Below are 26,628 nucleotides of genomic sequence, written 5' to 3' on the forward strand. Positions count from 1 at the left end.
GGGCCGAGATCCCGCCAGTGAACGGCGAAGCCTTCAGCGAACGGTGCGAGCCCGAGCCGTCGTCCGGGTCCGGCGAGCCGGTGCGGCCGCGGCCTTCTCGCGCTCTTCCCCGGCCCGCTTGATCGCGAACTCGGCAAGAGCGTCGATCAACGACGCCACGTTCGCGGTCTCGGGCTGCACGTCCACCCGGAGCCCGAACTCGCGCGCGGTCGCCGCCGTCTGCGGGCCGATGCACGCCACCACGGTGCGGTTGTGCGGCTTGCCCGCGATGCCGACCAGGTTGCGGACGGTCGAGGACGAGGTGAAGCACACCGCCTGGAAGCCACCGGACTTGATGGCGTCACGAATCTCGGCAGCGGGCGGAGCGGCGCGCACAGTCCGGTAGGCCGTGACGTCGTCGATCTCCCAGCCACGCTCGCGCAGTCCCTCGGCCAGGGTCTCGGTCGCGATGTCGGCACGCGGCAGCAGCACCCGATCGATCGGGTCCAGCACGTCGTCGTACGGCGGGAAGTCGGCCAGCAGACCCTCAGAGGACTGCTCGCCCGAGGGCAGCAGCTCCGGCCGGATGCCGAACGCCCGCACGGCATCGGCGGTCTGCTCACCGACGCAGGCGATCTTCACACCGGCGAACGCCCGGGCGTCCAGGCCGAACTCCTCGAACTTCTCGCGCACGGCCTTGACCGCGTTGGTCGAGGTGAACACGATCCACTCGTACCGCCCGGTGACCAGCCCCTTGATCGCCCGTTCCATCTGGGTCGGGGTGCGCGGCGGCTCGACCGCGATCGTCGGAACCTCGACCGGGACCGCCCCGTAGTCGCGCAGTCGCTCACTCATCGCGCCGGCCTGCTCCTTGGTTCGCGGCACCAGAATCTTCCAGCCGAACAGCGCCCGCGATTCCCACCAGGCCAGTTTCTCCCGAGACCCGGCCGCCTTGCCGATCGTGACGACGACCGGTCCGTACATCCCGGCAGCGGCCAGGTCGGCGTCGCCCAACGTGCCCGACACGGTGACCTGGCCGGTCGTCGTGCCGGCGCAGGTGACCGTCAGGCCGCTGTCGGGCTTGCGGCCAGAGGCGACCAACTGCTCGGAGACCGAGCCCACCTCGGCCGCGTCCAGCGTCAGGACCAGCGTGCCCGGCGCGGCGGCGAGCGACTCGAAGTCGATCGCCGCACCGGAACGCAGGTCGACGTCGGTGTGCACCGAGCCCACCGGCACGCCCGCGTACGTCGCGGTCGCCGATGCCTCGGACAACGCCGGGACGACCTCATACGGAAGCCCGGTCTTGGCGACGGCCAGCGCCTCACGGGTGACGGCGTCCGAACTGAACGGGTCCCCCGACACCACTCGGGCCACCAGCACACCGTTTCGGGCATCGGCAATGACTGCCTTGGCCGCGTCGGCCGGCACCGGATCGGCCAGGCGTATCTCGCCACGGATCAGCGCCTTGGTCGCGTCCGTCACGGTGGCGTCGAGGTAGGCGACCTCCGCCGAAGAGAGCACCTCGGTGGCACGGACGGTCAGCAATCCAGCGTCGCCGGTGCCGGTACCGACGAAGGACACGCGGCCAACGGACTTGCGCGCTCGGGTCATTACGAGCTCCCCATCATGGTGTTCGCGCCGAGATCGATCAGCTCAGCGGCTAGGCGCCGCCCGATCTCCTCGGCAGTGTTGAGCGGGCCGGACGCCGACAACCGGACGGCGTCGCTGCCGTCGATTGCGGTGACCGAACCGCGAAGGAAAATTTCGAGCAAGCCGTCGTCACCCTCGGTGACTTCAGCGAGCGCCCCCACCGGGGCAGTGCAGCCGGCCTCGAGGGCGGCGAGCAGCGACCGTTCCGCGGCGACAGCCGCCCGGGTCGAGTGGTCATCCAGCGGTGCCAGCAGCGACCGCGCGTCCTCGTCGGACTCCCGGCACTCGATCGCGAGAGCACCCTGCGCGGCGGCAGGCAGCACCTGGATCGGATCGAGCAGCTCGGTCACCACATGCGCCCTGCGCAGCCGCTGCAATCCGGCCACCGCAAGCACCACGGCGTCGAGATCCTTATCCAGCCGGGCCAGCCGGGTGTCGACGTTGCCGCGGATCGCGACGATGTCCAGCCCCAGGTCCAGCGCCCGCAACTGGGCCGTCCGCCGGGGCGAGCCGGTGCCGACCTTCGCGCCGCGGGGCAGTTCCAGCAGCGTCCGGCCGTCTCGGGCGCACAGCGCGTCCCGGGGGTCCTCTCGACGCGGCACCGCGGCGAGGGCGATGCCGGGCATCGCAGTGGTGGGCAGATCCTTGAACGAGTGCACGGCAACGTCGATGGTCCCGGCGAGCAGCGCGTCCCGCAACGCCGAGACGAACACCCCGGTGCCGCCGATCTGCGCCAGCGGTGCCGGCGACCGGTCGCCCGCGGTCGAGACCAGCACCGTCTCGACCGGCACTCCGGGGTTCACGCCGGTGAACGCGTCGATGACCAGCTGGGTCTGGGTCTGGGCCAGCAGGCTGGCTCGGGTGCCGACCCGGATGGTGCGGGTGGTGGTCCGGGTGGTCACTTCTCTGGCACCTCCGAAACCGGTTCTGGGCTGTCGGCACGCACCGCGGTCACCGATCCGGGCCGGGCCGGGTCGAGGTCGAACAGCGCGCGCAGCGCCGAGGCATAGGAGTTGCCCTCGGGCGTCGCCGCCAGTTCCTTCACCCGCACCGTCGGGGCGTGCAGCACCTTGTCGACGGCGCGGCGAACAGCGGTCGCGACCTCTTCGCGGACGGCGTTGTCCAGGCCGGGCAGCCGGCTGTCCAGCCGCAGCAGCTCGCCGTCGACGACCTGGGCGGCGCGGGCGCGCAGCGCGGTCACCGTCGGCGCGACGGCCAGGGCCTGCTGGTTGGTCAGGTAGCCCCGCAGCTCCGCGGCCACGATCGCGGTCGCGGCAGCCACCTCGGCATCGCTCACCATGGCGCCGGAGTCGCGCAGCACCTCGAGGTCGACGTAGTGCACGTCGGCGGTCAGGGACACCGCCGGGTCGACGTCGCGGGGCAGCGCCAGGTCGAGCACCACCAGCGGCCGGCCCGCGCGGGGACGGACATCGGGAACCTCGACGACCAGGCCGGTGGCGCCGGTGGACGAGATCAGGACGTCCGCGTCCGCCAGCTCGTCGGCAAGCGAGTCGAGCTCTGCCGCCCGTCCGCCCAGGTTCTCGGCGAGCCGCCGCGCGCGGGTGAGGCTGCGGTTGATCACCACGACATCGAGTTCAGCTCCGCCGGCCAGTCGCTGCAGCGTGGCCCCCGCCAGCGCGCCCATCGAACCGGCGCCGAGGATCACGATGCGCTTGCCGAGCAACTGGTCCTGGCCGCCGAAGACGGTGGACGCGTGCTGCAGCGCCACCGAGACGATCGAGGCGCCGGCGCGGTCGATGCCGGTCTCGCTGTGCACCCGCTTGCCGACCCGCAACGCGGTCTGGCTGGCCTCGTGCAGCACCTTGCCGACCGTGGCCGTTTCGGTGCCGATGGCGTACGCATTGCGCAGCTGCCCCAGGATCTGGGACTCGCCGACGACCATGGAGTCCAGCCCGGCCGCGACCCGCAGCATGTGGTCCGCCGCCGCCTCGTCGAAGTGCACGTAGAGGTTGTCGCCCAGCTCGGTGACGCCCATGCCGGCGTTGCGGGCCAGCACCGTGGACACGTCCACCACAGCGGGGTGGAAGCGGGCGACGTCGGCGTACACCTCGATGCGGTTGCACGTCGAGAGCACCATCACCTCGGAGATCGCCTCGCCGCGGTGCAGTTCGTCCAGCACCTTGGTCACGTCATCGGAGGAAATGCTGGCGCGCTCCAGCACCGGCACGGGCGCGGAGTGGTGGGACAGCCCGACAACCAGAAGCGTCACGGGCCTACCGCCATGGTGCTCGAACCGGACCGAGCCGGCTCGCAGTCGGCGCGGGCGGACTTGCGGTTGTCGTGGAACGACAGGATCTGCAGCTCCGCCGCGAGGTCCACCTTGCGGACGTCCACGTGCGCCGGAACGGCCAGCACGGTAGGCGCGAAGTTCAGGATGGAGGTCACACCGGCCACCACCAGCCGGTCGCACACCTCTTGCGCGACGCCCGCGGGAACCGTGAGCACGGCGATGGCGATGTTCTCTGTACGCACGATGGCGTCGAGGTCGTCGACGTGCTGGACGGGCAGCCCCCGCACCCGCGTGCCGACGATGGCCGGATCGGCGTCGACGATCGCCGAGATCCGGAAGCCACGGGAGGCGAAACCCGCATAGCCGGCCAGCGCTCGTCCGAGGTGGCCGAGGCCGATCAAGGCGACCGCGCGGTTTTGGTGCAGACCGAGGGTCTTGTGAATCTGGTCCGTGAGCAGGGACACGTCGTAACCGACCCCACGGATGCCGTACGACCCGAGGTAGGAGAGGTCCTTGCGGAGCTTGGCGGAGTTGACGCCGGCGGCGGTGGCCAGTGACCCGGACGACACCGTGGCGACGCCGACCTTGCCCATGCCGACGAGCGCGCGAAGATAAATAGCAAGTCGGGCAACGGTGGCTTCAGGAATGGACCGCTGGTCGGTGCCAGCGACCGAACGCTCATCAGCGTGGCCGCCGACCGCGTTCAGCTGATCTCGCTGGGCGATCATGCGCTCCTCGAAACGAACCGGTCGAGGCGGTGGTTGTGGCCCCTTGGACTGGGCAACGGACCGGTGTGGTAATGGGGGTTGACAACGATCAACGTACGCCCTTGTGAAGGTATTCACAAAATCGCGAACCGGTGTGATAAAGGGAGCTGGCCACACGCGAATCCCATCCTCAGAGCCCCGAGTTCAGGCAGCCGCAGGGGTCCGGATCAGCGGTTCAGAGCCGCCCGGAACCGGTCCTCTTCCAGGTACCAGTAGCCGTGCTCGGCACCGTCGATCAGGATCACCGGCACCCGGTCGGAGTACTCGTTCGCGCGTGCCCGGTCGGCGTCCACATCGAGCAGTTCGAGGGCGAACCCGAGCTCGTTCGCGAGTTCGGCGAGCCGGCCTTCCGCATTGGCGCAGAGGTGACAGCCGGCGCGGGTGATCAGCGTGACGCGGTGCTGACGGTCCGGAGGGTGCTCGCGGTGCTCAGCGGGGGGCACCGGTTCCACCTCCGGACAGACCCGCCGCGCGCAGCCGCCACTTCATGACCTTGCCGGTGGCCGTATGCGGCAGCTCCGGTACCACCGCAATCCGCTTCGGCAGCTTGAACCGGGCGAGCGAGTTACCGGCCTCGGCGATCAGCAGCCCCGGGTCGAGCGACGCGCCCACTTCGGGCACGACGTAGGCCACGATGACCTCGCCGGCCGCGACAACTCCGGTGTCAGGCTCGCCCAGCACCGCGACCTCCCGGACGCCGGCGAGCTTGCTGAACACCGCCTCGACCTCGGCCGGGTAGACGTTGAAGCCGTTGACGAGCACCAGGTCGCTGCGCCGGCCGACCAGGTAGTAGTCGCCGTCGTCGTCCGCGACGGCCAGGTCGCCGGTGGAGAACCAGCCGGCCGGGTCGGGGCCGTCCGCGCCGTCCGGCCAGTAGCCGGTGAACAGGTTGTCGCCGCGCACCTGCAGCAGGCCCAGGTCCCCGGCCTCCACCACCTCGTGGTCCTGGTCGAGCAGCCGCACCTCCACTCCGGGCAGCGGCCGCCCGACGGAGCCCGCCTTGGGCTCGACCCGGGCCGGTGCGGTGTCCGCTCCGGGAACCCGCTCCGGAACCGCACCGGGCACCAGGTTCAGCGTGATCACCGGAGCCGCCTCGGTCAGCCCGTACCCCTCGTACAGCGGGATGCCCGCCTCGGCGTAGCGCCCGACCAGCTCGGCCGGCAGCGGCGCCGAACCGGACAGCGCGAACCGGACGTGGGCGAAGCCGTCCGCGAAGGCTGGCTGACCGGCCCACAGCGCGAACTCCAGCGGCGCGCCGATGACCACGGTCACCGCCTCGTCCCGCATGGTCTGCAAGCCGGCGGCCGCGTCGAAGCGGGACGAGAGCACCATGGTCGCCCCGAAGTACAGGCCCAGCCCCAGCCCGGCGTTGAGCCCGAACACGTGGAACAGCGGTAGCGGCAGGAACAAGGTGTCAGCGGCGGTCACCGGCGCGGGCCGGAGCTCTCCGAGCTGAGCGAGGTTGGCCAGCAACGCGCGCACCGGCAGCATCGCGCCCTTGGGCCGTCCTGACGTCCCGGACGTATAGAGCAGCACTGCCAGGTCCTCACCCGTCCGGTCCCGGCTGACGCGCTCCGCGTTGCGTCCCGTGGCACGCAGCTCCATCACCGTCGGCAGCCCGTCGGCTCCGGAGCGGGCAGCGACGACGATGTGCTCCAGGGCCGGATGGTGCGCCCGCAGGCGCTCGGCGTCGGCCACCACGGCGACGGAGGAGGTGACCAGCATCCGCGCGCCCGAGTCGTCCAGGATGTGGCCGAGTTCGGCGACCGGGTACGAAGGATTGACCGGAACCACCACCAGGCCGGCCTGTAACGAGGCCAGGTAGCAGGCGAGGAACTCGGCCGACGTCGGTGCCTGGATCGCGATGCGATCGTCGGGACGCAGACCGCGACCGGCCAGGGCTGCCGCGAGGTCGGTGACGATCCCGTCGAGCTCGGCCCAGGTCCAGCGGAGTGCGGCATCCACCACGGCCACCGAGGCGCCCCGGGACGCGGCCGCCCGACGGACCAGCTCACCGAATGATGTGACCATCGAACCTCCTTCGGATGCGGACGCGGGCGCGGCAACAGCCGGGCTTTGACAGGTTATGGCACGCTACTGCCGAGTAATTCCAGCATGTTACCGATGGAGCTCGATTCCTCGGGTCATGATCCGTAATCTGGACGAGTCCGTCGGATGGGGGAAGCGGGCACCTTCCAGCACGCTGCATCGCAGAGTACGTTCCGTGCTGCGGAGTGCTGGCCAACCGGCGTCGACCATCAGGAAGCGGGCGAGGTGAGATGAGCGCCTCCGCCATGGGTCCGCTGGCAGCCGGGCCGTCGAATCCGGCCGTCCGGCGCGAACCCAGCGCCAACGCACAGCAAGACCCAGCCGCCGCCGACGATCCGGCCGTGCAGCAGGACGCCGGCAGCGAGACCGCGACGATGGAGGCGGAGCACGCCCCGAGCTGGACGCTGGTGCAGGCGGCGCAGCAGGGCGACGGCGAGGCGTTCGCGACGCTGTACGACCGCTACGTCGACTCGGTCTTCCGGTTCATCTACTACCGGGTCAACGATCGGGCACTCGCCGAGGACTTCACCTCCGAGACCTTCCTCAGGGCACTGCGGCGGATCTCGACGATCACCTACCAGGGACGCGACATCGGGGCCTGGTTCATGACCATCGCCAGGAACATCGTGTTCGACCACGTCAAGTCGGCCCGGTTCCGGCTGGAGCTGACGACCGGTGACGTGCTGGTGGGGAACGAGAGCGAGACGAGCCCCGAGGCGACCGTCCTGGCCCACCTCGGCAACGCCCGCTTGCTGCAGGCCGTGAACGACCTCGGGGACGAGCAGAAGGAATGCATCGTCCTGCGGTTCCTCAGCGGGCTCTCGGTGGCGGAGACCGCGTCGGCGATGGGCAAGAACGACGGCGCGATCAAAGCCCTGCAGCACCGGGCGGTGAAACGGCTGGCGGGCATCCTGGGCGATGAGCTCCAATGAGCGCGCAAGCTGCCGATGGATACCTCGTAACCCTGGCCGCGCGGGCGTCGTTGAACGCAGCGAACCACGTCCGGGGCGCCAGTTCCTGCCGGTCGCCCAGCCCGGACTGCACTTCTGATGGCGGACGGAGGGTCTGATGAGCGCCGGTAAGTTCGCTCCCAAACCCCTCGGCCGGCGCAGTGTCCGGGGTCCGTCCGGCGGTGACCCGGCCCGCGACTCCGTCGGGGTCGAGCACGACCTGACCTCGCGGCTCCGCCGACTTCCGGCAGCTGCCGCACCCGACCCCGAGTTCAAGGCCGACCTGCGCTCCCAGCTCGCGTCCATCACCGCCCGGGTCGTCGCGGAATCGGCCGCCGAGCCACCGTCCGGACGCGTGGAAACGCCTGCCGCCAGGCGGCGCCTGAGGGCGTTCGGGTTCCTCCGCCGGCCGATCCTGACCTTCGCCGTCGCATCGCTGGTGCTGGTGGTGCTGCTGGGGCTGACGGTGTGGATGTCGGGCGGGTCGCTGCCCGGGCAGTCGCTCTACCGGGTGAAGCGGGCCAGCGAGAACGTCCAGCTCTCGATGGTCAGCGGCGACGCGGCGAGGGGCCGGACGTATTTGTCCCTGGCCACGAAACGGATTCACGAGGCCACCGAACTGCTGGGCAAGCCTGACGCCCTGGCGTTCCCCGAACCCGGCCGGCACGGTCGCTCGCCCTCCGGGGGACGGGCGACGGGCATTCTCGCGGCGGGCGGCGGGGTAAGCGCGCATACGGCCGCTCTGGTGGACGACACCCTCACCAACGCCGACAGCGACACCCGAAGCGGCATGCAACTGCTGGGGCGCGCGGCGGTGTCGCAAGTGTCCGCCGATCCGCTGGCCGGGCTGGTGGCATGGTCGCCGGCGCAGCGGGCAGGACTCGATGCGTTGTGGACCCGCGCCCCGGCCGGCGGCCTGCGGAACCGGGTGCAGACCTCCATGGACGTGCTGCAGCGGATCGATGTCCGGACGGCTGAGCTGACGGCGAAGCTGGGATGCCTCTGCCTGTCGCTGGCCGTCGCCGATGAACTGGGGCCGCTGCCGTGCGGTCCGTGCAGCCAGGTGAAGGTGCCTGACTCGACCGGTACGCCGACCGCCCCTAACCTCTCCGGGCTGCTGTCCGCGATTCCGCCAGGCAGCACCGCGGTTCCCGGTACGGGGTTACCCGCGCCGGCCTCCTCCGGCCAGGGTGGCAGCTCGGCGGACTCCACCGGTGCGAACGGCTCCGGTACGAACAGCTCCGGTACGAACGGCTCCGGCGGAACACCGAGCTCGGGCGGCGGCGGTGGAACACCGAGCTCGGGCGGCGGCGCAAGCAGCTCGGGGCACCCAGGCGGCGCCGGCACCTCGGGTGGTAGCGGCAACTCAGGCGGCACCGGGAACTCGAGCGGCACCGGTGGCTCAGGGACTGGCGGCTCAGGGACTGGCGGCTCAGGGACTGGCGGCTCAGGGACTGGCGGCTCAGGGACTGGCGGCTCAGGCACCGGCGCCCCTGGCGGCATCGGCACCGTCAGCGCGCCGGTGTCCCTGCCGCCACTGCCGACAGCACCGCCGACAGCACTGCCGCCCGGCCCGCCGCTCCCCTCGGTCAGCCTCGGAACCGGCGGCGCGGGCGGCTCGGCCCCCGGCGTGAGCACCGGCATCGGTCCCAGTGGAGTCTCTGCCTCGGTGTCACCGCTGCCCGGAATCACAGTGCCGGGCGGCAAGGAACCGAACTGACGCATCGGCTGACTACGCTCGGGCCGGCCGATCCGGTTTCCACGCCGAGCGCCGAAGGAGGCCCGAGTGCCCAGCCGTTCCGCGGGCGCAGCCGCGCGCGAGGTCGAGGACGCCCTGCGGGTTCCCGCCCGAGCCGAGGCCGCCGCCTTCTTCGACGTGGACAACACCATGGTCGTCGGGGCGTCGATCTTCCACTTCGCCAAGGGGCTGGCCGCCCGCAAGCACTTCTCGACCAAGGACCTGCGCAGGTTCGTGTGGCAGCAGGTCAAGTTCCGGGCCGGTGGCGAGGGCGCCGAGGACATCGCCCGCGCCCGGGAGTCGGCACTCGCGTTCGTGGCGGGCAAGCCGGTGGCCGAGATCGTCGCCATGTCGGAGGAGATCTACGACGAGGTCATCGCGGCCAAGGTCTATTCGGGCACCAGGGCACTCGCCCAGCTCCACCTCGACGCCGGTGAGCGGGTCTGGCTGGTGACGGCCACGCCGGAGGACCTGGCCAAGATCATCGCGACCCGGCTGGGCGTGACCGGAGCCATCGGTACCCGGGCGGAGGAACGGGACGGCCTGTTCACCGGGCGGCTGATCGGGGAGCTGCTGCACGGCGAGGCGAAGGCCGCCGCGGTGCGCGACCTGGCCGTTCGGGAGTGCCTGGACCTGGCCCAGTGCGCGGCGTACTCCGACTCGATCAACGACCTTCCGATGCTGTCCCTGGTCGGGCGGCCGGTCGCGGTCAACCCGGACTCGGCGCTGCAGAACGAGGCGCGGCGGCGGGGATGGGAGATCCGCGACTTCCGAACCGGACGCAAGGCCGCCCGGATCGGCATTCCCACCGCGCTTGCGGTCAGCACGGCGGGTGGTGCGGTCGCCTCCGGCATCGCGATCCGCCGGCGGCAGGAACGGGCACGTCAGGCCGGACACCGCCGCCGCTAGTGCCAGACCGAGCGACGCTGCATGAGCAGCCGGTAGAGGCTGCTCTGGATCTGCTCCCGTACCCGGTCGGTCAGTTCGAACACCAGCATCGGGTCCTCGGCGGATTCCGGGCCGTACCCTGCCGTCTCGATCGGCTCCCCGAACTCGATGTGCCACTTGCTGGGCAGCGGGATGAGGCCGAGCGGGCCGAGCCATGGAAACGTCGGGGTGAGCGGGAAGTACGGCAGCCCGAGCACCCGGGCGATCGTCTTGGCGTTGCCCAGCATCGGGTGGATCTCTTCGGAGCCGACGATCGCGGTGGGAATGATCGGCGCCCCGGTACGCAGCGCCGCCGAGACGAACCCGCCGCGGCCGAAGCGCTGCAACTTGTACCGGTCCACGAACGGCTTGCCGATGCCCTTGAATCCCTCCGGCCACACCCCGACGAGCTCACCGGATCTCAGCAGCCGCTCGGCGTCCGGATTGCAGGCCAGCGTGCTGCCGGTCTTGCGAGCGAGCTGCCCGAGCACCGGGGTGGTGAACACCAGGTCAGCACCGAGCATCCGGAGGAAGCGGTGGTCGGGAGTCTCCTCGTGCACGGCCGTCGCCGTCATCACGCCGTCCAGCGCCCACAGGCCGCCGGCATGGTTGGCGACGATGAGCGCACCGGAGTCCGCCGGGAGGTGCTGGACTCCGGTCACCTCGGTGCGAAACCAGTTGCGGTAAAGCTGCCTGGCCGCCGGCAGCACTGTCGACTCGGTCAGCTCGGGATCGAAGCCGAACTCGTCCACGTCGTAGTCGCCGGTGATCCGCCGCCGCAGGAAGGCCAGGCCCGCGGCTGCCCGGCGTTCCCACTCAGACTCAACGCGGGCCGGCGGCTCGGCCGGCTGCTGATCCGGGTGTAGTGGGATGATCCGTGCCTCAGCCATGCCGCGCCACCTGGCCCCGCGGAGCACGCAGCGGGCTCGATGGTATCGGTTCCAGCTCCGGTTCGGTTCCGAGCAGCCGCGCGACCCGTGCCTCGCCGGCCCGGACGAGCTGGGGTGCCAGCACCGGCTCCACCGGACGTCCGGTGAGGAACGACTCGAACGCCGAAGCCGTGGTGTAGGCAGGGGTGTAACCGAAGTCGGATTTCAGCTTGGTGTTGTCGACGACGCGGCCGAAGTTCAGAAATTGCATCTGCTCGGGTGAGAAGTCCACCATCCCGCTGCGGCGGACCGCCCGTCCGACGAAGGCGACCGCAGGTGCGGGCACCGGCAGCGCGATCCGGCCGGCCCGGCGGATGGCCTGGCTGAGCATGAGAACGCCGTCCCCGGCCACGTTGAACGTGCCGGGACGGCTGGATGTGCTGGCGAGCCGCAGGATCTCGATGGCGTCGCTCTCGTGCAGCAGCTGCAGCCGCGGGTCGAAGCCGAACGCGGTGGGCACGACGGGCAGCTGGAAGTACCGGGTCAGCGGGGTGTCGATGAACGGCCCGACGAAGTTGGCGAACCGGAGCAGGGTGACGTCGATGTCGGGTCGGCGCCGCAGAAATCCTCGCACGTACCCCTCGACCTCGACGGCGTCCTTGGCGTAGCCGCTCCGTGGCAGTGACTTGGCCGCCATGTCCTCGCTGAAGATGGCCGGATCGCGCGGTGACGTGCCGTACACCGACGTGGTCGACTTCACCACCAGCCGCTGGACCGTCTCGGACTTCTGGCACGCCGCCAGCAGCTGCATCGTGCCGATGACGTTGAGCTCTTTCATCGGCGTCCGACCGCCGGCGCCGTGCGGGGTGGCCGTCACCGAGGCGTGCACCACGGTGTCGACGCGCGCTTGGCTGATGACCTTGGCGATCAACGGATTACGAATGTCGGCACGGACGAACTCGGTGCGGCCCAGCAGGTCCAGGTCGGCGCGGGACGGCGGTACCGTGTCGACCCCGATGATGCGGTCGATGGTCGGATCGGCGCCCAACCGCCCGGAAAGCCGGCTTCCGAGGTAACGGCTCACACCGGTGACAAGAACGACTCGGGTCACGCCAGCACCTCACCCCGCGTGGAACAGCACAACCACGACGTAAGCGGTCGCGCCTGCTTGAAATGCCGATAGTAGTTGTCGCGCGGTGGGTCCCGCGACGAACCGCAACCCCTCGATGGTCTTGAGCAGAAACAGAGGCAGAAACAGAGCTGGCCCCCCACGACGTGGGAGGCCAGCTCAAAAGAACGGGTGGTGTTACTTCTTGTTGCGGCGCTGCACGCGCGTCTTCTTCAGCAGCTTGCGGTGCTTCTTCTTCGCCATCCGCTTGCGGCGCTTCTTGATGACAGAACCCATTGCACTACCTCACTAGCATGATCGACTCGCGTCACTGGACCTGCGAAGTCGCGTGACCTTGGCTGACTGGAAGAGCTGGCTTGCTTTGCAGAACCTGCGAAACGTGGCTGGCACCGCTGAACTCCGTGCCACTGGGAGGCAGCTTACCGTGCGGTGTCGGCCGCGGATGACACCACTGCTGAGCACCGCGAGCGCACCGGCCGCCCTGGGCAGCTGAGCGGCTTGATCAGCCGGCCTCGAAGAAGGCGCCCTTCAGATAATCCTGGACGGCCTGCTCGGGCACCCGGAACGACCGACCGACCCGAACAGCAGGCAACTCGCCCGCGTGCACCATGCGGTACACCGTCATCTTGGACACGCGCATTACCGCGGCGACCTCGGCCACCGTCAGAAAACGCACCTCGCGCAGCCCCTCGGAGGAGATGCTCATGCTTCACCGGACCTTCGGCACGTGACAGTGAGCCGGCTTCCCGCCGGCAAGCTGACACGCACGTGCTCGCACGAGACTAGCGGTACCGCTGTGGCGGATGTGGCCGATGCGCTCACGAATCGGTGTCACAGCCGCAAAGCGCTACGCGCAACTGTTCGATTGCATCGTCCATGAGGGTGGGAAAGTCCTCCTGCTCCGACTGCCCGGCCCACCTGTCGAATGCGGTGGTGAACGCTGCGATGCCCGCGCGGGCGGTGAGGGTGGCGCTCACATCGTCGACGCCCCTGGTGCGCAGGGCGTCAGCGACCGCTGTCGTGAGTGCATCCATCTTGATGAGTTCGCGCTCGCGAAGTTCCAGAGAGGATGCGATGAGCTGTTGTCGCTGGCGGACAGGCTCACCCCACTTGACCAAGGCGGCGCCGCCGATGGCGAGCGCCGTCGTCACAGCCTCGACAGGCCGCGCTGATTCCGGAGCGCGACGCACCTCGTCAACGACTGCGCGCTGAAAATCGACCGACCCGGTGAACAACACCTCGCGTTTGTCGGTGTAGTGGCGGAAGAACGACCGTTTCTTCAAGCCGGCGCGCTCGGCGATCTCGGCCACCGTGACGTCGTCGTACCCGCGTTCGCTGAACAGCTCCATGGCGGCTGCTCGCAGCCTGCCCTGCGCGTCCGGATCCCAACGTGACATGACCCCATCCTAGACGCGTAGCGACACTGAGTGTCATCACGTGCTAGCTTCAATGAAGACACCTGGTGTCATCGCTGGTGCACCGCACCGGGGCCCAGGTCCGACAGAGGTAGGGATCATGCGTGTTTTCGTCACCGGTGCGACCGGTTTCATCGGTTCAGCAATCGTGAAAGAGCTCGTCGAACACGGCCACGACGTGATCGGTCTCGCCCGTTCCGATGCGTCCGCCAAGTCGCTCGTCGCGGCGGGGGCGACGCCCCACCTCGGTTCGGTGCAGGACCTCGACAGCCTTCGCGCCGGCGCGGCGAAGGCGGATGGCGCGATCCACACCGCGTTCTTCCACGAGTTCTCCCACGCCAGCCTCGGCACACGGATGCGCGTGATCCTCGGCGGCAACCCCCGCAACATCGTGCCCAGGTTCCTGGCCGCGACCTTGGCCGCCGACCGCAGCGCCATCGAAGCGATCGGCACCTCGCTGAAGGGTTCCGACCGCCCTCTCGTGGCGACGTTCGCCACCATGGCGCTGACACCGGGGCGCGTCGGAACAGAGGACGACGCAGTCGACTCCAACGCCGTCGGCGGCCCTCGGGGAGCCACCGAACGCACCATGCTCGAGCTGGCCTCGCGAGGTGTGCGGACCTCCGTCGTGCGCTTGCCGCCGGTCGTGCACGGCGACGGCGACCGCGGCGGGTTCATCCCCCAGATGATCAGCACCGCGCGCAAGAGCAACGTGTCCAACTACGGCGCCGACGGACGCAACCGGTGGGCCGCCGTGCATCGCCTCGACGCGGCACACCTGTTCGTGCAGGCGTTGGAGAACGGCGAGGCAGGCTCGGTATACCACGGGGTCGCGGAAGAGGGCATCCCGGTGATCGACATCGCGACCGCGATCGGCCGGCGCCTGGACCTGCCCGTGACCGCCGCAACACCGAAGGAGATCAAGGACCGGTTCAGCTTTATCGCGCCCTTCATCGAAGTCGACAACCCCGTGACCAGCGCGTCGACCAGGACCCGACTGACCTGGGAACCCACCCACCGCCCACTGCTCGACGACCTCGCGCGCGGCACCTACTTCACGAACTAGACCCATGACCGCCGCCGAATCACGTCCGCAGGTGCGGGTCTCCGACGACCTTGAATGGAACCTCCCATGCCGAGCATGCCCTGGACACCGCTCGCCGACGTAGCACCAGACCGGAAGTACGTCGTGATGGCGACGCGGTTTCTTCTCTCTCGCCACCGCCACATACCTGCACTCGTTCGGTCTACCGAACGCTTCCGCGCCGCTACCAGCGCGTGTCGCCCGCGAGAAGGCGTGGCGAAGGCGCCGGCGGACGCCGTCCTGCATGAGATGGCCTAGCCGCCGGAGGCCCGTCCGAGCTCGGCGGAACGGTTGCTCGCGGCCTCGATGGCGGCCAGGAACGCCGCCCGCACCCCGTGGTTCTCCAGCTCACGGATCGCCGAGATGGTGGTGCCGCCCGGGCTGGTCACCGCCTCGCGCAGCCGGACCGGGTGCTCGCCGGAATCCCGCAGCATCACGGCCGAGCCGAACAGGGTCTGCACGATCAGCTCCGCCGCCAGCGCGCGCGGCAGGCCCAGCAGGATGCCGGCGTCGATCATCGCCTCGACCAGGAAGAAGAAGTACGCCGGACCGCTGCCGGACAGCGCCGTGACGGCGTCCAGCTGTGACTCAGGCACCCGGACCACCCGCCCGACGGCGGACAGCAGCGTGTCGGCGAGGCCCAGGTGCTCGTCGGTGGCCAACGAGCCGGCCGAGATGGCGGTCATCGCCTCGTCGACCACCGCCGGGGTGTTGGACATACAGCGCACCACCGGCACCCCGGCGGGCAGCGCGGCCTCGATATGCGACGTCGGGATGCCGGCCGCGATCGAGACGATCAGGTGCTCGGTGGTCACCGATCCGGCCAGCTCGTCGAGCAGCGGATCGATGTCCTGCGGCTTGACCGCGATCAGGACGGTGCGCGAGGACCGGACCGCCTCGTCGACGTCCACCACCCGCACGCCGTACCGCGTGGTCAGATAGGTGACGCGCTCCGGGTACTTCTCGACCACCACGATGTCCTGGGGCTTGGCGTGCCCACGCAACAGCCCGGACAGCAGGGCCTCGCCGATCTTGCCGCCGCCGATGATCGCGAGCCCACCCTGGATGCCGGTCATGGGCGCCATCATTCCAGCATCCGGCCGGACGCGAGCCGGAACACCCCGCCAGCTCCGGACGGGACCTGCCGCACCCTCAGCCGATGTGGTCGAGTCGGCGCAGGATCAACCCCTCGCGCAGCGCCCACGGGCACAGCTGCAGCTCGGTAACGCCGAGCGCCAGCATCGCCTGCTCCGCGACGACGGCACCGGCCAGCGTCTGGTGGGCCCGGGCCGGTGACACCCCGTCCAGTTCGGCCAGGTCGGCGGCGTCCATCCGCGAGATGAAACCGATGACCTGCCGCAGGCCGTTGATCTGCAGCACCCGCCGGGTCCAGGGACCGGCGCTGGACGGCGCCGCGCCCGCCAGTCGCGCGAGCGTCCGGAACGTCTTGCTGGTAGCCACCACCCGGTCGGGCAGGCCGGCGGCGAGCAGCTCCTTGGCGGGACCGTTCAGCTGCTCGGCGACGTACGTCCGAAGCTTGTCGACCGTCTGCTTGGGCGGGCGGTCGCCGTCGAACCACTCCCGCGTCAGCCGGCCCGCGCCCACCGGAACCGACAGCGCCACCTCCGGCACCTCGTCGTTGCCGACCCCGAGCTCCAGCGACCCGCCACCGATGTCCAGGCACAGCAGCCGGCCGGCGCTCCAGCCGAACCACCGCCGCACCGCGAGGAACGTCAGCACGGCCTCGTCCTCACCGCTCAACACCTTCAGCTCGACACCGGCCTCGTCCTGGACCCGGGTCAGCACCTCGGCGGAGTTCCGCGCGTCCCGGACGGCCGAGGTCGCGAAGGCCAGCAGCTCGTCGCAGTGCAGCTCCGCCGCCTGCCGCCGCGCGCCCAGGGTCGCGCCGACCAGCGCGTCCGCACCCTCGATATCGAGGTTTCCGCGCTTGTCGATGTGCTCGGCCAGGCGGAGCACGCTCTTGCGCGACAGCTGCGGCGTGGGCTGCGCGCCCAGATGGGCGTCCACCACGATCAGGTGGACGGTGTTCGATCCGACGTCCAGAACTCCGAGGCGCATGGCTCAACGCTAGTGCCCCGCCGAATGCCGACTACAGTCGCGGCTGTGTCCGCCAGCGCTCGCGACCTGCCCGTACTCCAGCCCGCGTCGCCCCGCGACCGGGAGGTGGGCCTCGACTTTCCGCGGGAGTGGATCGAGTACACCGACCCCACCGATTCCGAGCACCACATCCGCGTCGACCTGACCTGGCTCTGCTCGCGGTGGACGTGCATCTTCGGCCGCGGCTGCCACGGCGTGATCTCCGGACGCGCCGCCGACGGCTGTTGCAGCCACGGCGCCTTCTTCTCCGACGACGACGACCTCAAGCGCGTGCGCAAGTACGCCAAGCAGCTGACGCCCGAGACCTGGGAATACCACACGGTCGGCAAGAAGCGCGGCATCACCGAGAAGGACTCTGTCGGCGACGACGAGGACCGAGTGCGTACCCGGACGGTGGACGGCGCCTGCGTGTTCCTGAACCGTCCCGGATTCGCCGGCGGTGAGGGCTGCGCGCTGCACGCGCTGGCGCTGCGCACCGGCCTGCATCCCCTCGACACCAAGCCCGAGGTGTGCTGGCAGCTGCCGGTGCGACGGGAGCAGGAGTGGGTGACCCGTCCGGACGACACCCGGATCCTGGTGTCCACGGTCACCGAGTTCAACCGCCGGGGCTGGGGCGAGGGCGGCCACGACCTGCACTGGTGGTGCACGTCCTCGCCGGAGGCCCATGTCGGAGCGGAGCCGCTGTACGTGAGCTACGCCCCCGAAATCACGGCCCTGATCGGCCAGGCCGCCTACGCCGAGCTGGCCCGACTGTGCCAGCAGCGCCTGGAGCAGGGGCTGCTCGCCCCGCATCCGGCCACGGTGGCCGCGCGGAACGCCGACCGGGGCGTCCTCGATAACGCCGAGACAAGGGGACGGCTCAGCCGGCGAGGGCCGTCTTCGGACAGTGACTTCCAGCGCCGTGCTCAGGCGGTGCCGGCAGAGCCCGAACGCCGTGGCGGTCGCGGGGCCTGACCGAGCAGACCGACGCCCGGCGGCAGGTCGAGCACCCCGGTTTCGGCGACCTCGGCCGCCAGTGCCGCCAGTTTTCGGTGACTGTGCTGGCTGGCGCGGCGCAGCAGGTCGAAAGCCTGATCGCCGGTCAGCTTGTGTTCGATCATCAGGATGCCCATCGCCGCGCCGATCTCGCGGTTGCTGGCCAGCGCCCGCTGCAGGTGCTCGTTCTTGGCCTGTAACCGCTCGCGCTGGACGACGGCCATCGCCCGCTCGGCCAGCAGCCGGCCGATCAGCGCCTGCGTGGACGTCGGGCGATAGCCGGAGTAGCTCAGAGCCAACACGCCGCGGTAACCCTTCTCGCCCTCGATCGGAGGCGGGCTGAACGGGGTGAGCACGGTGTCCTCGGTGACCCGGGCAACGGAGGCGGGGTTGACGGCGCCGAACAGCATCGCGCTCGAGGATTGCGCCGCGGCGGCGGCGCTCGATCCAGCCAGCGGATCCGCCGTTTCGGGCACCGGGTAGGTCACCTGGTACGGCGCCTCGCCATCCCGGTCGAGAGCAACCGTGCACACGTCGCAGAGCAGCGGAACGGCTGCCCGCGCCACGCTGGCGAAGGTTTCAGCCGGGTCGGACGACGCCGACATCGCCGCCATCACCTGCCCGATCGCGGCGAGCGAGCAATCCGCCGAGACGTCGCCGTCCGGCCGGACGAGGGCAATGGCGCGGTGGGTTACCGGGTTCACACCGTCCGCCGAAGGCTACGCACGATTGGTGAGCTGACCGTCAAGTCCGAGGAGCGCGGCCCGAGCGGCCTCAGCCCTCGAATTTGTAGCCCAACCCGCGCACGGTCAGCAGGAATTTCGGGTTCGCCGGCTCCGGTTCGATTTTGGAACGGAGCCGCTTGATGTGCACGTCCAGGGTCTTGGTGTCCCCGACGTAATCGGCGCCCCACACCCGGTCGATGAGCTGGCCGCGGGTGAGCACTCGGCCGGAGTTGCGCAGCAGCAGTTCCAGCAGGTCGAACTCCTTCAGGGGCAGCGAGACCGGTTCGCCCCCGACCACCACGGTGTGCCGGTCCACGTCCAGGCGCACCGGACCGGCCTCGATGGTCGCCGAGACCAGCTCGTCGGGTTCCACACCCCGACGCAGCACGGCCCTGATCCGGGCGATCAGTTCCCGGTGCGAGAACGGCTTGGTGACGTAGTCGTCCGCGCCCAGCTCAAGGCCCACCACCTTGTCGACCTCGGAGTCCCGGGCGGTGAGAATGATGATCGGCACCGCGGACTTCTGGCGCAGTGCCCGGCACACCTCGGTTCCGGACAGGCCCGGCAGCATCAGGTCGAGCAGGACGATGTCGGCGCCGGTCCGGTCGAAGGAGTTGAGCGCGTCCGGCCCGGTGGCCGCGACGGACACTTCGAAACCCTCCTTGCGCAGCATGTACGACAGTGGGTCCGAGATCGATTCCTCGTCCTCGACTACGAGTACCCGGGTCACGGGCGAGTCCTTTCCGTGCGTTCGTCGATCGTGGTCATCGGGTGGCGGTGTCGATCACCGAAGCGGGCAGCGCTGGTGCGGCGACCTCGGCCGCAACGTCACCAGCCTCGGCGTCCCGGCCGGCCAGCGGCAGCCGGATCGTGAAGGTGGAGCCCGAACCGACCACGCTCCACACCGAAACCCCGCCGCCGTGGTTGGTGGCGATGTGCTTGACGATGGCGAGGCCGAGCCCGGTGCCCCCGGTGGCTCGGGACCGAGCCGGATCGATCCGGTAGAAGCGCTCGAAGACCCGGTCCAGCTCGGGCTCGGCAATGCCGATGCCCTGGTCGGTGACGGCGAGCTCGACCCACTCCGTGCCGTCTGCATCGGTGGTGACCCGGCTGGTGACGCCGACTCGGGTGCGCTCCGGGCTGTAGGCGATCGCGTTGTCGACCAGGTTTCCCACCGCGGTCGTCAGCTGGATCTCGTTGCCGCACACCAGCAAGCCGGGCTCGGGTCGCGCGAGCACCGTGATGCCGGTCTGCTCGGCGAGCAGCCGGCTGCGGTCGACCGCCTCCGACAGGACGTGCTCCACGCTGACCGGCGTGGTCCCCGGCAGCGCCTCGGCACCCTGCAGCCGGGACAGCTCGATCAGCTCCTGCACCAGCCGCCCCAGCCTGGACCCCTCGCGCTGCATCCTGCTGGCAAAGCGCTGGACGGCCTCCGGGTCATCGGCCGCCTCCTGCACTGCCTCCGCGAGCAGGGTCAGCGCGCTGACCGGAGTCTTGAGCTCGTGCGAGACGTTGGCGACGAAGTCCCGCCGCACCAGTTCCAGCCGGCGTGCGTCGGTGATGTCGGAGAAGCGCAGGACGACGGAGGTGACCCGGTCCCCGGTCCGCAGCGGCATCGCCCGGACCAGGAAGGTCTGGAACTCCGGTCCTCGTCCGACGGGTGCCAGATCCAGCGAGGCGCTGTCCGGCTCGCCGCTGTCGGTCACCGACCGGACCAGCTCCGAGAGCACCGGAAGGGCCAGCCGGTCCGCGTCCACCACCCGCATATTGCGCGCGACCGGATTGGCGAGGATGGCGGTCTCGTCCCGGTCGACCACCACCACGCCGACGTCCAGCGCGCCGAGCACCCGCGGCGCCAGTGCCGCCCCCGGTTCCGGCCGTCCGGACGGCGTCGGCAGGACCCCGGCCGTCGAGCGGCGGACGAAGAGCGCCGCGAGAAACGCCGATACCGCGGCTCCGACGAGGAACGCCGCGATGGCCACTGCGAGGGTCACAGCCGCATCGTACGACCGTCCGGCCGCGGCCTCCTGCCAGCTTCGCGGCGGCGAAGGCGGCGTCACGCACTGTTCACCCCGCGTCTGTGCCGCATTCATCGCGGAGCGTCCGGCTGACCACCGCAGGCTTTACGCTGGTCGGCATGCGCGACCTGTATCACGACGAACTCGACGACATCGGCAACTCCCTGGTGGCCATGACCTACCTGGCCGGCACCGCGATGGAGCGCGCGACCAACGCGTTGCTGGACGGCGACCTCAACGGCGCCGAGCGGGTGGTCAGCGACGACACCGCCATCGACGCGCTGCGCGCCGACCTCGAGGCCCGGACGTTCCTGCTGCTGTCACTGCAGCAGCCGGTCGCCACCGACCTGCGGGTACTGGTCACCACCCTGCACCTGGTCGCCGACCTGGAGCGGATGGGCGACCTCGCACTGCACGTGGCCAAGGTCGCCCGGATGCGCTACCCCGACGTCGCCGTTCCCACCGAGCTGCGCGACGTCATCTCCCAGATGGGCAAGGTGGCGCTGTCGCTGGTGGACAAGGTCGCCGAGGTGATCAAGGGCCGGGACGTCCAGCTCGCCGCCGCCATCGAGGCCGAGGACGACTCGATGGACGCGCTGCACCGCAAGCTGTTCACCCAGTTGCTCGCCGACAACTGGTCGCACGGCACCGAGGCCGCCATCGACATGACGCTGCTGGGCCGCTACTACGAGCGCTACGCCGACCACGCTGTCGGCGTTGCCCGGCGGATCGTCTTCATCGCGACCGGTTCGATGCCGGCCGGCTCGGCCGCCGTGAAGCCGCCGAAGAACTGAGGCAGCCTTCTGATCGGCGTCACTTGCCCTGGTTCGCGACGGCGTGGATGGCCGCCTCGGCCGCGTCCGGGTCGAGGTACTCGGCGGCCTTGACCGGCAGCAAGGTCGTCTCGTCCAGCTCATAGCGCAGCGGGATGCCGGTGGGGACGTTGAGCGAGACGACGGCGGCGTCACTCAGGCCGTCGAGGTACTTGATCAGCGCGCGCAGGGAGTTGCCGTGCGCGGCGATCAGCACGGTGCCGTTGCGCAGGTCGGGCACGATCGAGTCGTAGAAGTAGGGCAGCAGCCGCGCCACCACGTCGGCGAGGCACTCCGTCCGCGGCACGCTGGTCAGCAGGTTGGCGTAGCGGACGTCGCGCGCCTGGCTGAACTCGTCGTCGTCGGCGAGCGGCGGTGGCGGGATGTCGTAGGAGCGGCGCCAGAGCATGAACTGCCCGTCGCCGAACTCCGCGCGGACGGCGGCCTTGTCCTTGCCCTGCAGCGCACCGTAGTGGCGCTCGTTCAGCCGCCAGCTGCGCTTGACCGGAATCCAGTGCCGGTCGGCCGCGTCCAGGGACAGCTGCGCGGTACGAATGGCCCGGCGCAGCAGCGAAGTGTGCACGACCTCGGGCAGCAGGCCGTGCTCGCGCAGCAGCTCGCCGCCCCGCTTGCCTTCCGCCTCGCCGGTTTCGGTCAGGTCGACGTCGACCCAGCCGGTGAAGAGGTTCTTGCGATTCCAGTCGCTCTCACCATGGCGGAGCAGCACGAGGTTTGCGGTCATGGCGCCAATCCTGCCATTCGCGATCTACCGCCCGGCGCGCTCACCCACCTCGGCGATGCGTGCCACCTGAGCGGTCAGCCGGCCCAGCACCGCCCGGCGGCCGGCAGCAGCTCGGCCAGCTCACCGGCGGTGATGCCGCCGTTGGCCGACTCCGCCGTTGGCCGACTCCGCCGGTCCGTTGAACCGGGCCGGAATGCGGAGTGTCGGGACGCTCACCGGCTGACCGCTCCGCCCCGGCGCTTCACGAAGCCCTCGAACGCCGCCAGGTTGGCCAGCGACTCGCCGCGGCTCTCCCGCCACGCCCACTCCCTGCGGATGGACGAGCCGAAGCCCAGTTCGAGCAGCGTGTTGAAGGCCGAGTCGGCGTAGTCGAGCACCACGCCCAGCAGCTTGTCGACGGTGTCGGCGGTGATGGCCGGCAGCGGCAGCCGCCCGGTCAGGTAGATGTCGCCGGAGTCGTCGATCGACCAGGACACCGCGAACATCCGCGCGTTGTGCGAGAGCAGCCACCGGTACACCTGCTCGTGGTTCTCGTCGGGAGCGCGGGCGACGAAGGCCTCGACGCTCAGCCCCTGGCCGCCGACGATCAGCCAGCAGGCGGTCTTGAGCCGCTTCTGGCCCGGCAGGTTCGCGACGAACCCGCCGGGCCGCGGCTCGGAGAACTCCACGCCGGCGTCGATCAGGGCAGCGCGGACGATCTCGGCCGCCGCGGTGACGTCGGCGGTCACGGCCGGCCCGATCCGGTCAGCGCCACTGTGGTGAAGTCGCTCAGGGCATCACGGTAGGCGCGCAGCAGGCCGTCGGCGGTGTGCCGCCACGAGAACTGCTCGGCGTTCGCGCGGGCGGCGACCGACAGCTCGGCGCGATGGGCCGGGGCATGCAGCAGGCAGGCGAGCGCAGCCGCCCAGTCCTCCGTCCGATGGCTGCCGACCAGCCGTCCGGTACGGCCGTCGGCGACCGCGGTCGGCAGACCACCCACCGCCGCGGCGACCACCGGGGTGCCGCACGCCTGGGACTCCAGAGCCACCAGGCCGAAGGACTCGTTGTGGCTCGGGACGACCGTGAGATCCGTGGCCGTGTAGAAATCCGCGAGCTTGTCGCGGGAAGCAGGCGGCTCGAACCGGACCTGGCCGGCGATGCCGAGTTCGGCCGCAAGCTCGGGCATGGCGTCCGGGTTGTCCAGGCCGGAGCCGCTGGGCGCTCCCACCACGATGACCTGCAGCCGGCGGGCCAGCGACGGATCGGTCGCAACCAGCCGAGCCGCCGCCCGCAGCAGTACGTCCGGCGCCTTCAGCGGCTGCAGCCGTCCGACGAAGAGCAGCACCAGGGCGTCCGGCGCGACGGCCAACCGGCGCCGGGCAGCGGCCTGGTCCCGGACGCTGAACGTGCCCAGGTCGACGCCGGGTGGAATGGTCACCACCTGCTCGGCGTCCGCGCCGTACCAGTCGATGAGTTGCCGCGCCTCGTCGTCGGTGTTGGCGATCAGCCGGTCGGCCTCGGCGACAACCTGCTGCTCACCGACGATCCGGGCCAGCGGCTCGGGTGTGTCACCAGCGGCCAGGCTGGCGTTCTTGGCCTTGCCCAGGGTGTGCGCGGTGTGCACCAGCGGCACCCCCCAGCGCTCGCGCGCCAGCCAGCCGACCTGGCCGGACAGCCAGTAGTGGGAGTGCACCAGGTCATACCAACCGGGCTCGTGCTGCGCCTCGGCCCGCAGCACCGCGGAGGTGAAGGCGCACAGCTGCGCGGGCAGGTCGCTCTTGGAGAGCCCCTCGAACGGGCCGGCGATGACATGGCGGACGGTGACGCCCGGCTCGACCTCGACGATCCAGGGCAGGTCCGAGGACGTGGCGCGGGTGAAGATCTCGACCGCGATGCCCGAGGCCGCGAGCCGCCGGGCGGTTTCGAGCACGTAGACGTTCATTCCGCCGGCGTCCCCGCCACCCGGCTGCTCCAGGGGAGAGGTGTGCACACTGATCGTCGCCACCCGCTGGGGCAGCACCCCGTGTGGGCTGATCCGGCCGTGTCGCACGGCGCCTCCTCGTTTCGGTGCGCGGACTGGTGCCTCCGCAGCACTGAACGCACAAACGCCCCTGATCATGCCGCACGTCGACGCGAAGGCAGAATCGTTGCCATGAGTGCTTCTCGCGGGCTTGCTGTGGTGACCGGGGCGTCGAGCGGGATCGGTGCGGCGACCGCACGCCGCCTGGTGGCCGAAGGATTCGAGGTCTGGGCCGCGGCCCGGAGAGTGCGGCGGTTGGACGAGCTCGCGGCCGAGGTGCCGGCCATCACAGCCGTACCCCTGGACGTCACCGATCAGGCGTCCGTTGCCGAGCTGGCTGACCGGGTCGCGGAACGGCCGGACGGGGTCGCCCTGCTGGTCAACAATGCCGGCGGCGCGGTCGGCCTCGATCCCATCGAGTCGGCGGATCCGGCGGACTGGCTGACGATGTACGAGACCAACGTGCTCGGCGCCATGCGGGTCACCCAGGCGCTGCTGCCGGCCCTCGAGGTCGGTGCCGGCGGCCACGTGCTGGTGACCGGCTCGATCGCGGGCTACGGCGTGTACGAGGGCGGCGCCGGTTACTCGGCGGCGAAGTTCGGCGCCCGCGCGTTGGCCGAGACACTACGGCTGGAGCTCAACGGCCGGCCGGTCCGGGTCTCGGAGGTGGCGCCCGGCATGGTGGCGACAGCGGAGTTCTCGCTGGTCCGCTTCCGTGGCGACGCCGAGCGGGCCGAAGCCGTCTACGACGGCGTGGCGGAACCGCTCACCGCCGACGACATCGCCGACGTGATCGCGTTCGTGGCGACCCGGCCGCCGCACGTCAACATCGACCTGACGGTCGTCAAGCCGCTGGCCCAGGCAGCGTCGTACAAGGTGGATCGGCGACGCTAGTCCGCGCAACGCGAATCGGCACCGCTAGTCCGCGAGTCCGACGAACTCGACCCGGTCCCGGCCCGCGCTCTTGGCCGCGTAGAGCGCGGAGTCGGCGACGTGCAGCAGGGCCTCGACGTCGCCGCCGTTCGCGGGGTACAGGGCGACTCCGATCGACGCCGAGAAGCCGGAGACCGCAACCGTGTTGCCCTCCGGGGTCTGCACCTCCAGGATGCGCACGCTGCTGAGCACCCGATCGGTGATCGCGCGGGCCATCTCGAGATCCACCTCGGGCAGGATGGCGACGAACTCCTCGCCGCCGAACCGGCCGACGCTGTCGTAGTCGCGGAGCTGGTCGACCAGGCAGTCGGCCACTGCCTGCAACACGGCGTCGCCGACCAGATGACCGTGGGTGTCGTTGACGGACTTGAAGTTGTCCATATCCATGATCAGGATCGCTGAGGCGCGCCGGTCACGCTCCGCCCGGGACAGCTCCTTCTGCGCGATATGGCGCCAGGCGACAGCGTTCAGCAGTCCGGTCTTCGGATCTGTGGTCGCCGCGATCTCCAGCTGCTTGATCAGCGCCCCGCGCTGCAGCAACACCAGCGGCACGATGACGAGGAAGCTCAGCCACGGTTTGTACATGAGGGCCAGGGCCGTCATTCCGCCCAGGCAGAGCGTCGCCAGCTCCAGGGCGTTCTCTTCGCCGGTGCCGAACAGCGCCCGTACCGGCAGCGGCCTGGCCGCCAGGTACATCGCTCCGGCCACCATCGAGGTGTTGAGGACGGTGTACGCGGCCAGGGCGAGCGCCACGGCCACCGCTTCGAGCGCGCCGTCTGCCAGGTACGGGATGTGCGGCCGCGGGGCATGGAACAGCATCGAGCCGGCCAAGGCCCCGAGCATCATGCTCGCCGCGCTGAAGACCTGCCGGTGCGGACGCTTGCCGCCCCGCAACCGGGCGCGGCTGGTCACCAGACAGATGAGGATGACCAAGGTCGAGGACAGCGCCGCGGGCAGCGCGATGACGCCCGCGAAGGTCCACACCGACGTCATGTCGATGGTGTGACTGTCCGTCATCCGGATGCGCAGGCGCTCTATTCGCGGAGAGATCTGCTCGAAGACGGCGAAGAAGGCCGCCAGGATGACGAAGCTGGTCAACTCGGCTCGGTGCAGGTGGCTGCTGCGGAAGGCCAGGACCGTCCATCCGATCGCGGCGATCTCGGCGACCAGTAGATAGCCGAGCAGGTCGCGGGGCAGCCGGGAAAACTCGAGCGAGCGCCATCGGCCGGGCAGGCAGGCACGTGACATCGACGCGACCGACACCATGCCTGCTCCAGAGATAGGGGTTTCGAGTCCTCACAGTAACCGGTTGATAGCCACCTGTCATCAGCCAGTTGACCATAGTTTGCCGGGAGATCCGACCTCCGACGGCAACGTGGCATCACCGTGAGTAATGCGTACGAAGCCAGGGAAATGCCGGTTCACCAGGGTATTGGACACACTAGCGAGTAACGCGCTCAATAGTCGCGGGAATCCGAAAAGTTAGTCACATAGCGTA

Annotated in this window: 25 protein-coding genes and 2 pseudogenes; 7 read left to right on the forward strand and 20 right to left on the reverse strand. The window is 70.1% G+C overall.

The window, feature by feature from the left end:
* Positions 1 to 33: 33 nt before the first annotated feature.
* From RM423_RS06065 to RM423_RS06090, 6 genes are all read right to left on the reverse strand, one after another.
* On the reverse strand, positions 34 to 1,590 hold the full coding sequence (locus tag RM423_RS06065) for a bifunctional uroporphyrinogen-III C-methyltransferase/uroporphyrinogen-III synthase (RefSeq protein ID WP_311422112.1): 1,557 nt from the start codon (positions 1,588 to 1,590) through the stop codon (positions 34 to 36).
* Positions 1,590 to 2,531 (reverse strand): hydroxymethylbilane synthase, encoded by a 942-nt coding sequence (hemC, locus tag RM423_RS06070; RefSeq protein WP_311422113.1) that lies wholly within the window; start codon positions 2,529 to 2,531, stop codon positions 1,590 to 1,592. The genes RM423_RS06065 and hemC overlap by 1 nt, the downstream gene beginning before the upstream one ends.
* Entirely contained in the window at positions 2,528 to 3,859 is a 1,332-nt protein-coding gene (locus tag RM423_RS06075; protein ID WP_311422114.1) for a glutamyl-tRNA reductase, read from the reverse strand. The genes hemC and RM423_RS06075 overlap by 4 nt, the downstream gene beginning before the upstream one ends.
* Positions 3,856 to 4,608 carry a redox-sensing transcriptional repressor Rex gene (locus RM423_RS06080; protein WP_311422115.1) on the reverse strand — a complete coding sequence of 251 codons (753 nt, stop codon included), beginning with the start codon at positions 4,606 to 4,608 and terminating at the stop codon, positions 3,856 to 3,858. Before RM423_RS06080 ends, RM423_RS06075 begins: the two co-directional genes overlap by 4 nt.
* Before the next feature lie 206 nt (positions 4,609 to 4,814).
* Entirely contained in the window at positions 4,815 to 5,090 is a 276-nt protein-coding gene (locus tag RM423_RS06085; protein WP_311422116.1) for a glutaredoxin family protein, read from the reverse strand.
* On the reverse strand, positions 5,077 to 6,678 hold the full coding sequence (locus RM423_RS06090) for a class I adenylate-forming enzyme family protein (protein ID WP_311422117.1): 1,602 nt from the start codon (positions 6,676 to 6,678) through the stop codon (positions 5,077 to 5,079). The genes RM423_RS06085 and RM423_RS06090 overlap by 14 nt, the downstream gene beginning before the upstream one ends.
* 422 nt (positions 6,679 to 7,100) lie before the next feature.
* Here RM423_RS06090 and RM423_RS06095 point away from each other — a divergent pair.
* The 3 genes and pseudogenes from RM423_RS06095 to RM423_RS06105 all read left to right on the forward strand — a co-directional run.
* A pseudogene (locus RM423_RS06095) lies at positions 7,101 to 7,628 on the forward strand (sigma-70 family RNA polymerase sigma factor); the annotation flags it as partial.
* Positions 7,629 to 7,764: 136 nt separating this feature from the next.
* Positions 7,765 to 9,366, forward strand: a complete 1,602-nt coding sequence (locus tag RM423_RS06100) for a DUF5667 domain-containing protein (RefSeq protein WP_311422119.1) — start codon at positions 7,765 to 7,767, stop codon at positions 9,364 to 9,366.
* 30 nt (positions 9,367 to 9,396) lie between these two features.
* Positions 9,397 to 10,293 carry an HAD family hydrolase gene (locus tag RM423_RS06105; protein ID WP_396327618.1) on the forward strand — a complete coding sequence of 299 codons (897 nt, stop codon included), beginning with the start codon at positions 9,397 to 9,399 and terminating at the stop codon, positions 10,291 to 10,293.
* Here RM423_RS06105 and RM423_RS06110 read toward each other — a convergent pair.
* From RM423_RS06110 to RM423_RS06130, 5 genes are all read right to left on the reverse strand, one after another.
* Positions 10,290 to 11,201: a lysophospholipid acyltransferase family protein gene (locus RM423_RS06110; protein WP_311422121.1), complete on the reverse strand. Its 912-nt coding sequence runs from the start codon at positions 11,199 to 11,201 to the stop codon at positions 10,290 to 10,292. The two genes, RM423_RS06105 and RM423_RS06110, sit on opposite strands and share 4 nt — an antisense overlap.
* Complete coding sequence (locus RM423_RS06115) at positions 11,194 to 12,291, reverse strand: NAD-dependent epimerase/dehydratase family protein (protein ID WP_311422122.1); 1,098 nt, start codon at positions 12,289 to 12,291, stop codon at positions 11,194 to 11,196. Before RM423_RS06115 ends, RM423_RS06110 begins: the two co-directional genes overlap by 8 nt.
* 195 nt (positions 12,292 to 12,486) lie before the next feature.
* Positions 12,487 to 12,585, reverse strand: coding sequence for a 30S ribosomal protein bS22 (locus RM423_RS06120; RefSeq protein ID WP_012854759.1), 99 nt, complete (start codon positions 12,583 to 12,585; stop codon positions 12,487 to 12,489).
* Between the two features lie 226 nt (positions 12,586 to 12,811).
* The gene (locus RM423_RS06125) at positions 12,812 to 13,015 is read right to left on the reverse strand and encodes a helix-turn-helix domain-containing protein (protein WP_311422123.1); all 204 of its coding nucleotides are present in this window, start codon (positions 13,013 to 13,015) and stop codon (positions 12,812 to 12,814) included.
* 112 nt (positions 13,016 to 13,127) lie between these two features.
* Positions 13,128 to 13,706 (reverse strand): TetR/AcrR family transcriptional regulator, encoded by a 579-nt coding sequence (locus RM423_RS06130; RefSeq protein ID WP_311422124.1) that lies wholly within the window; start codon positions 13,704 to 13,706, stop codon positions 13,128 to 13,130.
* 118 nt (positions 13,707 to 13,824) lie between these two features.
* Here RM423_RS06130 and RM423_RS06135 point away from each other — a divergent pair, with 118 nt between their 5' ends.
* Positions 13,825 to 14,790 (forward strand): SDR family oxidoreductase, encoded by a 966-nt coding sequence (locus tag RM423_RS06135; RefSeq protein ID WP_311422125.1) that lies wholly within the window; start codon positions 13,825 to 13,827, stop codon positions 14,788 to 14,790.
* A gap of 272 nt (positions 14,791 to 15,062) precedes the next feature.
* Here RM423_RS06135 and proC read toward each other — a convergent pair whose 3' ends face one another.
* Both proC and RM423_RS06145 read right to left on the reverse strand, forming a co-directional pair.
* Complete coding sequence (gene proC, locus RM423_RS06140) at positions 15,063 to 15,884, reverse strand: pyrroline-5-carboxylate reductase (RefSeq protein ID WP_311422126.1); 822 nt, start codon at positions 15,882 to 15,884, stop codon at positions 15,063 to 15,065.
* A gap of 76 nt (positions 15,885 to 15,960) precedes the next feature.
* Positions 15,961 to 16,887 carry a Ppx/GppA phosphatase family protein gene (locus tag RM423_RS06145; RefSeq protein ID WP_311422127.1) on the reverse strand — a complete coding sequence of 309 codons (927 nt, stop codon included), beginning with the start codon at positions 16,885 to 16,887 and terminating at the stop codon, positions 15,961 to 15,963.
* Positions 16,888 to 16,911: 24 nt separating this feature from the next.
* On the opposite strand from RM423_RS06145, the pseudogene RM423_RS06150 reads away from it, so the two are divergent.
* Positions 16,912 to 17,724 (forward strand): annotated as a pseudogene (locus RM423_RS06150) (hypothetical protein); the annotation flags it as partial.
* Between the two features lie 107 nt (positions 17,725 to 17,831).
* Here the strand turns inward: RM423_RS06150 and RM423_RS06155 are convergent.
* The 3 genes from RM423_RS06155 to RM423_RS06165 all read right to left on the reverse strand — a co-directional run bounded on the left by RM423_RS06155 (position 17,832) and on the right by RM423_RS06165 (position 20,620).
* Positions 17,832 to 18,605 carry an ANTAR domain-containing protein gene (locus tag RM423_RS06155; RefSeq protein ID WP_311422129.1) on the reverse strand — a complete coding sequence of 258 codons (774 nt, stop codon included), beginning with the start codon at positions 18,603 to 18,605 and terminating at the stop codon, positions 17,832 to 17,834.
* A gap of 70 nt (positions 18,606 to 18,675) precedes the next feature.
* The gene (locus tag RM423_RS06160) at positions 18,676 to 19,356 is read right to left on the reverse strand and encodes a response regulator transcription factor (protein WP_311422130.1); all 681 of its coding nucleotides are present in this window, start codon (positions 19,354 to 19,356) and stop codon (positions 18,676 to 18,678) included.
* Between the two features lie 34 nt (positions 19,357 to 19,390).
* Positions 19,391 to 20,620, reverse strand: coding sequence for a sensor histidine kinase (locus RM423_RS06165; RefSeq protein WP_311422131.1), 1,230 nt, complete (start codon positions 20,618 to 20,620; stop codon positions 19,391 to 19,393).
* Positions 20,621 to 20,763: 143 nt separating this feature from the next.
* On the opposite strand from RM423_RS06165, the gene phoU reads away from it, so the two are divergent.
* Complete coding sequence (gene phoU / locus RM423_RS06170) at positions 20,764 to 21,438, forward strand: phosphate signaling complex protein PhoU (protein WP_311422132.1); 675 nt, start codon at positions 20,764 to 20,766, stop codon at positions 21,436 to 21,438.
* Positions 21,439 to 21,457: 19 nt separating this feature from the next.
* Here phoU and RM423_RS06175 read toward each other — a convergent pair whose 3' ends face one another.
* The 3 genes from RM423_RS06175 to mshA all read right to left on the reverse strand — a co-directional run bounded on the left by RM423_RS06175 (position 21,458) and on the right by mshA (position 24,227).
* The gene (locus tag RM423_RS06175; protein WP_311422133.1) at positions 21,458 to 22,198 is read right to left on the reverse strand and encodes a phosphoglyceromutase; all 741 of its coding nucleotides are present in this window, start codon (positions 22,196 to 22,198) and stop codon (positions 21,458 to 21,460) included.
* A gap of 212 nt (positions 22,199 to 22,410) precedes the next feature.
* Positions 22,411 to 22,926, reverse strand: coding sequence for a type III secretion system chaperone family protein (locus RM423_RS06180; RefSeq protein ID WP_311422134.1), 516 nt, complete (start codon positions 22,924 to 22,926; stop codon positions 22,411 to 22,413).
* Positions 22,923 to 24,227: a D-inositol-3-phosphate glycosyltransferase gene (mshA, locus tag RM423_RS06185; protein ID WP_311422135.1), complete on the reverse strand. Its 1,305-nt coding sequence runs from the start codon at positions 24,225 to 24,227 to the stop codon at positions 22,923 to 22,925. The genes RM423_RS06180 and mshA overlap by 4 nt, the downstream gene beginning before the upstream one ends.
* A 102-nt stretch (positions 24,228 to 24,329) precedes the next feature.
* On the opposite strand from mshA, the gene RM423_RS06190 reads away from it, so the two are divergent.
* Positions 24,330 to 25,091, forward strand: a complete 762-nt coding sequence (locus tag RM423_RS06190) for an SDR family NAD(P)-dependent oxidoreductase (protein ID WP_311422136.1) — start codon at positions 24,330 to 24,332, stop codon at positions 25,089 to 25,091.
* A 24-nt stretch (positions 25,092 to 25,115) separates the two neighbouring features.
* Here RM423_RS06190 and RM423_RS06195 read toward each other — a convergent pair whose 3' ends face one another.
* On the reverse strand, positions 25,116 to 26,396 hold the full coding sequence (locus RM423_RS06195; RefSeq protein WP_311422137.1) for a GGDEF domain-containing protein: 1,281 nt from the start codon (positions 26,394 to 26,396) through the stop codon (positions 25,116 to 25,118).
* Positions 26,397 to 26,628 lie beyond the last annotated feature (232 nt).

Origin of the sequence: Jatrophihabitans lederbergiae (assembly GCF_031845305.1) — a bacterium.
GTDB classification, from domain to species: domain Bacteria; phylum Actinomycetota; class Actinomycetes; order Mycobacteriales; family Jatrophihabitantaceae; genus Jatrophihabitans_A; species Jatrophihabitans_A lederbergiae.